Source organism: Actinotalea endophytica (genome assembly GCF_025717005.1).
Classification (GTDB): domain Bacteria; phylum Actinomycetota; class Actinomycetes; order Actinomycetales; family Cellulomonadaceae; genus Actinotalea.
The window spans coordinates 390,664-399,404 of the sequence record NZ_JAOVZU010000004.1; the positions used below are offsets into that span (position 1 = coordinate 390,664).

Annotated in this window: 7 protein-coding genes; 4 read left to right on the forward strand and 3 right to left on the reverse strand. The window is 73.2% G+C overall.

Going from position 1 to position 8,741, the window contains the following annotated elements; all coding sequences use genetic code 11:
- Positions 1-75: 75 nt before the first annotated feature.
- Positions 76-3,096, reverse strand: coding sequence for a UPF0182 family membrane protein (locus OEB99_RS09315; RefSeq protein WP_263509771.1), 3,021 nt, complete (start codon positions 3,094-3,096; stop codon positions 76-78).
- Between the two features lie 173 nt (positions 3,097-3,269).
- Between OEB99_RS09315 and OEB99_RS09320 the strand changes: the two genes are divergently transcribed.
- Positions 3,270-3,878 (forward strand): PPA1309 family protein, encoded by a 609-nt coding sequence (locus OEB99_RS09320; RefSeq protein WP_411910679.1) that lies wholly within the window; start codon positions 3,270-3,272, stop codon positions 3,876-3,878.
- 72 nt (positions 3,879-3,950) lie between these two features.
- Here the strand turns inward: OEB99_RS09320 and OEB99_RS09325 are convergent, their stop codons facing one another.
- Positions 3,951-5,141 (reverse strand): YlbL family protein, encoded by a 1,191-nt coding sequence (locus OEB99_RS09325; protein ID WP_263509772.1) that lies wholly within the window; start codon positions 5,139-5,141, stop codon positions 3,951-3,953.
- 145 nt (positions 5,142-5,286) lie between these two features.
- Here OEB99_RS09325 and OEB99_RS09330 point away from each other — a divergent pair, with 145 nt between their 5' ends.
- Positions 5,287-6,699 (forward strand): zinc-dependent metalloprotease, encoded by a 1,413-nt coding sequence (locus tag OEB99_RS09330; RefSeq protein WP_263509773.1) that lies wholly within the window; start codon positions 5,287-5,289, stop codon positions 6,697-6,699.
- Here the strand turns inward: OEB99_RS09330 and OEB99_RS09335 are convergent.
- Entirely contained in the window at positions 6,696-7,259 is a 564-nt protein-coding gene (locus tag OEB99_RS09335) for a M48 family metallopeptidase (protein WP_263509774.1), read from the reverse strand. The two genes, OEB99_RS09330 and OEB99_RS09335, sit on opposite strands and share 4 nt — an antisense overlap.
- Before the next feature lie 207 nt (positions 7,260-7,466).
- On the opposite strand from OEB99_RS09335, the gene OEB99_RS09340 reads away from it, so the two are divergent.
- Both OEB99_RS09340 and OEB99_RS09345 read left to right on the forward strand, forming a co-directional pair.
- Positions 7,467-7,622, forward strand: coding sequence for a DUF5679 domain-containing protein (locus OEB99_RS09340; protein ID WP_263509775.1), 156 nt, complete (start codon positions 7,467-7,469; stop codon positions 7,620-7,622).
- A 130-nt stretch (positions 7,623-7,752) separates the two neighbouring features.
- Positions 7,753-8,741 (forward strand): ThiF family adenylyltransferase (locus tag OEB99_RS09345; protein ID WP_263509776.1); only part of this gene is annotated, 989 nt, incomplete at its 3' end.

Below are 8,741 nucleotides of genomic sequence, written 5' to 3' on the forward strand. Positions count from 1 at the left end.
AGCCGGGGAGCCGCCCCTCCGGGGTCACGGCTCCCCGGCTCGCGGGGTTCTTGCGCGTTCCTGCGAGGGCGTCCGTCAGCCGCCCGAGTTGGCCGCGTTCAGGTCGGCCTCCGCCGCGATCGCGTCCTCGATGGCCTGCGAGAGCCGGTCCTGCGCCTCGCCGTAGGCCGCGAAGTCGTTGTTCGCGAGCGCGTCCTGACCGTCCAGCAGAGCCTGCTGGGCCCGCTGCAGCGCGGCGTCGAGCCGAGCCTGCGCGTCGGACGCCGGCACCGTGGGTTCGGTGGTCGGCGACTCCGTCGGCGAGGCCGAGGGCGACTCGGTCGCTGTGCCGTCCGTGCCGCCGTCCGTGCCGCCCTCGATCGGCGCGTCCGGGACCCCGGTGTCGACCCCCGGTTCGGTGGTGTCCACTCCCGCGTCCCCGCCGAACACCTGGTCGAGCGCGCCCTCCAGGGTGTCGGAGAACCCGACCTCCTCACCGAAGGACACCAGCACCCGCTGCAGCAGCGGCAGCTTCGTCCCGGTGGAGGACTGCACGTACACCGGCTGCACGTAGAGCAGGCCGCCGCCGACCGGCAGGGTCAGCAGGTTCCCGCTGACCACGGTCGAGGTGCCCTGCCGCAGCAGGTTGAGGTTCTGGTTGATCTCCGGGCTCGAGTCGAAGGTGTTCTTCACCTGACCGGGTCCGGGGACCGTCGTGTTGCGTGGTAGCTCCAGGAGCCGCAACGTCCCGTACCCCTCGGAGCGCACACCGTCGGCATCACCCGGTTCGGAGTCCACCGCGAGGTACCCGGTGAGCACATTCCGGTCGGTGTTGCCGCCCGGGATGAACACCGACGTCAGGGAGAACGCGGACGCGTCCTGGGTCGGCATCTTGAGCGTCAGGTAGAACGGCGGCTGCAGCTCACCGCTGGTCTTGTTCGGGTCCTCCGGCACCCGCCAGAAGTCCTGGCCCGAGTAGAACTCCGACGCGGTCTGCACGTGGTAGCTCGCGAGCAGCGTGCGCTGGACCTTGAACAGGTCCTCCGGGTAGCGCAGGTGGCTCATCAGCGCCCCGCTGATCTCCGACATCGGCTTCACCGTCGACGGGAAGACCTTCTGCCAGGTCTCCAGCACCGGGTCGGTGTCGTCCCACGCGTACAGCGTGACCTCACCGGTGTACGCGTCCACGGTCGCCTTGACCGAGTTGCGCAGGTAGTTGATCTGCTCCGGCAGGAGCGTCGACAGCGTGTCGGCCTGGGTCAGCGAGTCGGTCGTGACCTCGTCGAGCACCTCACGGGTGGAGTACGGGTAGTTGTTCGACGTGGTGTACCCGTCGACGATCCACACGACCCGCCCGTCGACCACGGCCGGGTACACCGTGGAGTCGAGCGTCAGGTACGGGGCGACCTTCTGCACGCGGACCTTCGGGTCGCGGTCGTACAGGATCTGCGAGTCGCCGGTCACCCGCTCGGAGAACAGGATCTGCTCGGAGCCGAACTTCAGCGCGTACAGCAGCTTGTTCCACGGGTTGCCGATGCTCGGCCCGGCCTGCACGTCGGCGGTCGGGAACGTCGTGTTGACCTGGCCGCCCGCGGCGTCGTCCGGGTAGTCCAGCTCCCAGTCCCCGCTGCCCGAAGGCGCGCCGACGATCGAGTAGTCCGGCAGGGACTCGCCGAAGTAGATCCGCGGCTCGTAGTCGCCGAGCGCGCCGACCGACGGGATGCCGCCCTCGTAGAACGCCGGGCGACCGTCGGCCGCCGTGGTGTTGCCGTAGGCCGCGACCACGCCGAAGCCGTGCGTGTACACCGTGTGGTCGTTGACCCAGGTGCGCTGCTCGGAGGACAGGCCGTCGAGGTTGAGCTCGCGCACCGCGATCACGGTGTCCCGGCTCTCGCCGTCGATCGTGTACCGGTCCACCGCGAGCTGGGCCGGGAAGTCGTAGTACTGCTTGTTCTGCTGCAGCTGGCGGAACGCCGGCGAGACGATCGCCGGGTCGAGCAGACGGATGCTCGCCGTGGTCTCGGCATCCTCGCGCAGCGCGCCGGCCTCGGCCTCGAGCGTCGCGTCGTACGTGGTGATCTCCACGTCGTCCAGGCCGTAGGCCGTGAGCGTCGCGTCGATGTTGCGCTGGATGTACGGCGACTCCGTCGACTGCTCGTTCGGCTGCACCTGGAACCGCTGCACGACGGACGGGTAGATCCCGCCGATCACGATCCCGGACACCACCACGAGCCCCAGGCCGATCGCCGGCAGCCGCCACGACCCGCGGAACGCCGCCACCAGGAACAGGACCGCGACCAGGACCGCCGCCCCGGCCAGGATCCCGCGGGCCGGGAGCACCGCGTTGATGTCCGTGTAGCCCGCGCCGCCCTGGACCTTCGCACCCGAGTCGCTGGTCACGATCAGCGAGTACCGGTCGAGCCAGAAGTTCACGCCGATCAGCAGCATCGCCACCGCCGCGGTGACGCCGAGCTGGATCCGGGCGGCCGGCGTCAGGCGCGGCCCCGAGCCCTGACCGATCCGCAGACCGCCGTACAGGTAGTGCGTCGCCACGCCGGCGATGCCCGCGATGATCGCGACCGCGAGCAGGAACGACACCACGAACCGCAGCACCGGCAGCACGAACATGTAGAACGACAGGTCCATCCCGAACTGCGGGTCGGTCACCCCGACGAGCGTGCGGTTCAGGAAGAGCTGGACGTCCTCCCACTGCGCGGACGCGGCCGAGCCGGCGAAGAAGCCGAGCACCGCAGGCCCCGCGGTCATCACGAGCTTGCGCAGCGGGTCGATCATCTCGCGGTACTGGTCCAGCGACGCCTGCTCGGGCGTGGACGGCGCGTAGATCGGCCGGGAGCGGTACGCCACCGCGAGCGCCGCCCAGACCGCGACCCCCATGATCAGGAACCCGAGCACGAACAGCACACCCCGGGTCAGCCACTGCGTGGTGAGCACCTCGAGGTAGCCGACCTGGCGGTACCAGAGCACCTCGGTCCAGACCTGGGCGAGCACCATGACGGCGATCACGACGCCGACCAGGATCGCGATGGTCAGGACCAGCGGGCTGCGGCGCCGCCGCTTTCCGGCAGGCGTCGGGCGGGTCGGGCGGGGAAAGGACACGGCGGGGTTTCCTCGTCGTCGGTCAACGTCCGGGCTGGGCGCCCGGGTCGGGCCCCGGGAGATGAACGCCCGGGCGCCGCCCCAGGTTCCCACACCCACCTGGGAGCGCGTGCCGGCTCCGCCGGACTGCCGCCGACCCGTGACCCGCGCCGTCGACCTGACACCATGGCGGGGTGACCGACGAGCAGCGCGACCCCATCCAGCCGACCCCGAGCGCCGAGCCGGCCGGCGACCCGACCAGCACGGACGACGGCGCCCGCCAGGCGCTGGACACCACGATGCGCGAGATCGAGCGCCACGTCGCGAGCGGCGGCTGGGACGGCCCCGTGCGGGTGTTCGCCCTGGTCCGCACCGCCGACGCCCTCGCCGCCGAACCCGGCCTGGCCGACCAGCTGCCGCCCGAGACGGTGGCCGCGGCCACGCTCGATCCCCACCACCTCACCGCGGTCGAGCAGGAGGACCTGCCGCAGTCCGACTCGCTCGAGGACCTGCTGGCCGGGCTGTCGTGGCCCGTGACGGTGCACGGCGCCGCCGTGGTCGTCGAGCGCGTCGTGCTGCCCACCTCGGCCGAGGAGGGCATGCCGGACGACCCGGACGAGGCGCTCACCTACCTGATGGCCCACCCCGACCGGCAGGACGTGCGCCTCGCGGTCGGGGCGCTGCGCGGCGGTCCGACCTGGTGCGTCCTGCGCACCCGCGCGCACGACGACGACGCCGCGGTCGCCGGCGGCCCGGACCTCGTGCCGAGCCTCGTCGAGGCGGTCGCCGCGACCCTGCTCTGACGGCCGGTCGGCCCGCCCGGCCGACCGGCACGTGCGCTCCCGTCGATCAGCCCGGTCGGTGACCGGGCGACCTCACGAGCAGGTCGGCAGGCCCGCCGCGTCTCCCTCGCCGATCGCCTGAACCGCCTCGCGCGCCTCGTGCAGCGTCGCGATCCGCACCACGTGCAGCCCCTCCGGGACGTGCCCGACGACGTCGGCGCAGTTGTCCGCCGGCGCCAGGAACCAGGTCGCGCCGTCGCGCACCGCGCCGAACATCTTCTGCTCGATGCCACCGATCGGCCCGACGGTGCCGGTCAGGTCGATCGTGCCGGTACCGGCGATCACCTGACCGTTGGCCTCGTCCTCCGGCGTCATCTTGTCGATGATGCCGAGCGCGAACATCGTCCCGGCGCTCGGGCCGCCGATGTTCTCGATCTGGATGCTGACGTCCACGGGGAAGTCGAACACCGGGTCGATCAGCACGCCGAGCAGCGCGCGGCCGTCCAGCTCGGTGGTGGTGACGTCGACGTCGGTCGGCGCGCCGTCCCGGGTGATCTGCAGCGTCACGGTGTCGCCCGGCGTCACCGCGTCCATGAGGCTCGACAGGTCGGAGAACGACGTCACCGGGGTCCCGCCGACGCCGGTGATCACATCGCCCTCCTGGAGCACGCCCTCGGCACCGGTGTCCGCCATGACCCCACCGACCGTGAGCGTGGTCGGGACCATGTAGCCGAGCTCCTCGAGCGCGGAGACCGTGGCGTCCTCCTGCGAGGAGATCATCTCCGCCTGACCGGTCTGGGTGACCTCCTCGCGGGTCTGCGCCGGCGCGAACACCTGCTCCACCGGCACCACGGACCGCGCGCTGGAGAACCACCCACGCAGCACGTCACCGAGCGTCACCGGGTAGCCGGGCCCGCCGGCCGTGGTCACGGTGGTGAGCCGCAGCTCACCGGTGGTCGGGTACGTCTCGGCGCCGCTCACCTCGATCAGCGGGGTGCCCTCGTGGTCGCTCAGGGTGTCCAGCGTGGGCCCGGGCGAGCTGACCACGTACGGCAGCGGGAGCGCAGCGGCGGCGGCGAGGAGCAGTGCGAGCGCCACCGAGGCGATGCTCAGGGTGAGCGCGCGGGGGCTCGCGGGCGGCTCCTCGTCGACGCCGTCCTCGAAGCCGTCGGGGGCGTCGTCGTCGCGGTCCGTCACGGTCCACGGGTCGTCGGCGCTCCCCACCGGGCTCCACGACGGTCCCCCTGCGGGCTCGGCCGGGTGCGGCGAGTGCTGGTCGGTCACCGGCACATCATCCCTGCTGCACCTGGGTGCTTCATCCCGACATCGCGCTGCGCCCTGAGCGAACCGCCGTGCGGGGCGGGCTCCCGGTGCAGGTCACGCGGGATCGGCGCGGCTACCGTGGAGGTCACCACCGAGGGGAGACCCGATGAGCGAGCCAGGCATCCCACCGTCCTGGGAGGCGCTGCTGCGCCAGCTGCTCGGCCCACAGGCCGACGAGGTGATCGCCGAGATCTCCGAACGCGGGCTGATCGGTCCCGACGGCACGCCGATGGACCTCGCGCAGCTCGCGTCGAGCCTCGGCCTGCCGGACGACCCGGTGCTCGTGCAGTCGATGGTCGCGCAGTTCCAGGCGATGCTCGCCTCGGGCACCGGCCCGGTGAACGCCGACCTCTCGCACGACGTCGCGCGGCAGGCCGCGGTGAGCGAGGGCGACCCGACGGTCACCGAGGGCGAGCGGCGCGCGGTCGCCGACGCGCTCGGCGTCGCCGAGCTCTGGCTGGACCAGGCCACCGACCTGCCCGCCGCCGGAGGCCCGGTGCGCGCGCTGAGCCGATCGGAGTGGGTCGAGCAGACGATGCCGCGCTGGCGGACCCTCGCCGAGCCGGTCGCCGGGAGCGTCGCCTCGGCGCTCGCGACCGTGATGACCGACCAGCAGGTGCCCGAGGAGATGTCCGACCTGGGCCAGACCATGGCGCCGATGATGCGCCAGCTCGGCTCCGCGGTGTTCGGCCTCCAGCTCGGCAACGCGGTGGGCACGCTCTCCCGTGAGGTGCTCGGCACCACCGACATCGGCATCCCGCTGATCGCCGGCCCGGGCGCCGCGCTGCTGCCGCGCAACGTCGCCGAGTTCGCCGAGGGCCTGGACGTGCCGCTGGACGAGGTCCGGCTGTTCCTGGCGCTGCGCGAGGCGGCGCACGCCCGACTCTTCACGCACGTCGGCTGGCTCCAGGGCCACCTGCTCGGCGTGGTGGAGACCTACGCGCGCGGCGTCGAGATCGACCTCGACGCCATCGAGGAGGCCGTCCGGTCGATCGACCCGTCGGACCCGCAGAACATCGCGGACGCCATGTCCGGCGGCGTCTTCTCGCTGGAGACCACGCCCGCCCAGCAGGCCGCCCTGCTGCGGCTGGAGACCGTCCTCGCCCTCGTCGAGGGCTGGGTGGACGAGGTCACCGCGGCGGCCGCGAGCACGCACCTGCCGCACACCGCGGCGCTGCGCGAGATGATGCGCCGCCGCCGCGCCGCCGGCGGCCCGGCCGAGGACATCTTCGCCACGCTCGTCGGCCTCGAGCTGCGTCCGAGGCGCTCGCGGGACGCCGCCCGGCTGTGGGCGACCCTCACCGAGGACGGCGGCATCGCGGCCCGGGAGGCGGTCTGGGACCACCCGGACCTCCTGCCGACGCCGGAGGACCTGGACGACCCGGCCGGCTACCGCGGGCGTCGCGAAGCCGCCGCGGTCGACTCCGCGGACCTCGACCGCGCCCTCGCGGAGATCTTCGGCGAGGGGACCACCGACGGGCCCGACGACCCGGACGACCCCGAGGAGTCCCGGCCCTAGTCCTCCACGTCCGGCCGCTCGTCATCCGGCTCGTCACCGATCACGTCGGTGGCGAACGCGACGCCGTCCAGGAAACCGCGGGCCCGCTCGGTCTGCGGGTAGGACTCGAGCTCGGCCCAGAACGCCGCGCCGTGCCCGGGCTGGAGCAGGTGGGCGAGCTCGTGCAGCAGCACGTAGTCGAGCACCCAGCCGGGCATGCCGCGCACCCGCGTGGAGATCCGGATCGACCCCTCGCTCGGCGTGCACGAACCCCAGCGCCGACCCTGGCGCGAGGACCAGGCGACGCTCGTGGGCCGGGCCCGGCCACCGAGGTAGCGGTCCGACAGCTGGCCGGCGCGCCGTTCGAGTCCCTCGTCCGAGGGCACCCGACGCGCCTGGGAGGTCATCAGGCGGGTCACCATCTTGGTGACCCACTCACGCTCCTCGGACCGGGAGAAGCGGTCCGGGATCGCGACCACGGTGCGTCCACCCTCGCGGAAGGCCGTGACGGTGCGGGTGCGTCGCTTGCTGCGCCGCACCTGCGCCGCCGCGATCTCGGCGGCCAGCACCTCGGGGTCCACGCGGGGCACGGTAGTCGCCCGCACCGACGTTCGGCACGTCCCGCAGCGACCGCGCACGGGGGTGATCCTGCGGCACGCCGGGAGCGCGGTGGACCGCAGGCCGCTGCGGCGTGATTAGTCTTGGCTGAGCACGGAGACGCCACCTCGGCGATCCTGCGGCCGGATCGACCATGAGCCGGCGAACGAGGCTGACGAACGGAGACTTCCATGGCCGAGACCTACAAGGGCGAGTTCTACTGCGTGAAGTGCAAGGAGAAGCGCGAGACCGAGGGCGAGGTCGTCGTGACCAACGGCCGCAAGATGGCCAAGGGCGTGTGCCCGGTCTGCGGCACCAAGCTCAACCGGATCCTCGGCAAGGCCTGAGGCCCCACACCACGTCGAGAGGCGGTTCCCCGGTCGGGGAGCCGCCTCTTGTGCGTCCGGCGCGCCCTGTGGAGATCTCCCACGGCCCGCCTCGGTCGGCGAGGCTGGGTGGCTGACGAGAGGACGGCCGGTGCAGCTGCGAGCCCTCCCGCTGGTGTGGCGGGACACCACGACGGTCCAGGTCGGCACCGACCCCAGGTGGGCGGTCGCGCTGGGCGATCTCAGCCCATCGGCGGCCCGTGCCCTGGTCGGTCTGCCTCCGGGCGCGAGCGAACGTGCGATCACCGCCGCGCTGGACGCCGAGGACGTCCCGGCCGCGGAGACGGCCGGGGTCCTGGCCCATCTCACCGCGGCGCACCTCCTGGTCCCGCCGCCGACGGTGCCGAGCGCTGCCGCGGCCGAGTCCCGCGCCTGGGCCGTGCTCGACGTCGACGGGGACGGCGCGGCGCTCGTCGCGCGGCGCGCACGATCCCGCGTGCGGGTGGTGGGGCTGGACCGACTCGGCGCGACGCTCGCCCAGACTCTCGCTGCGGCGGGTGTGGGCACGCTCGAGCTCGCCGACGCCACCGCGGTCGGTGCCACCGACGTGGGCTTCGGCGGGTTCGGCGTGCGGGACGTGGGCGACCCGCGCGAGGTCGCCGCCGCACGGGCCGTGCGTGAGGCGAACCCCACCACCCGAACATTCGCTCCCGCGGGCCGCGCGCCGGACCTCGTGGTGCTCGTCGAGCGCGGCCTCGCCGATCCGTGCACCCACCTGCCGCTGCGTGACGCCGACGTGCCGCACCTGTCGGTCGTGGTGCGCGAGGCGTCGATCCTGGTCGGGCCGCTGGTGCTGCCACGCCGGACCGCGTGCCTGACCTGCCTCGACCTGTCCCGCACGGACGCGGACCCGGCCTGGCCCACCGTGGCGGCCCAGCTGGTCGCGGATCCCGCGGTGACCTCGTTGGTCCCCGAAGCCGCGGCCGCCACCACGGCGGCGGGGATCGCCGCCGCCCAGGCGCTCGCACACCTCGACGGGCGCCCCTGCGCGGTGCACGGAGCGACGCTCGAGCTCGCCCTCCCGGACCTGCTCCCCCGAGCATGGACGTGGGCCCCCCCCCCCGCGGGCGGGGGGGGGGG

What these genes read in the sequence shown, in the direction of transcription:
- OEB99_RS09330 (WP_263509773.1), top strand. Translation starts at nt 5,287, where the DNA reads ATGAGCGAGCCAGGCATCCCACCGTCCTGGGAGGCGCTGCTGCGCCAG.
- OEB99_RS09340 (WP_263509775.1), top strand. Translation starts at nt 7,467, where the DNA reads ATGGCCGAGACCTACAAGGGCGAGTTCTACTGCGTGAAGTGCAAGGAG.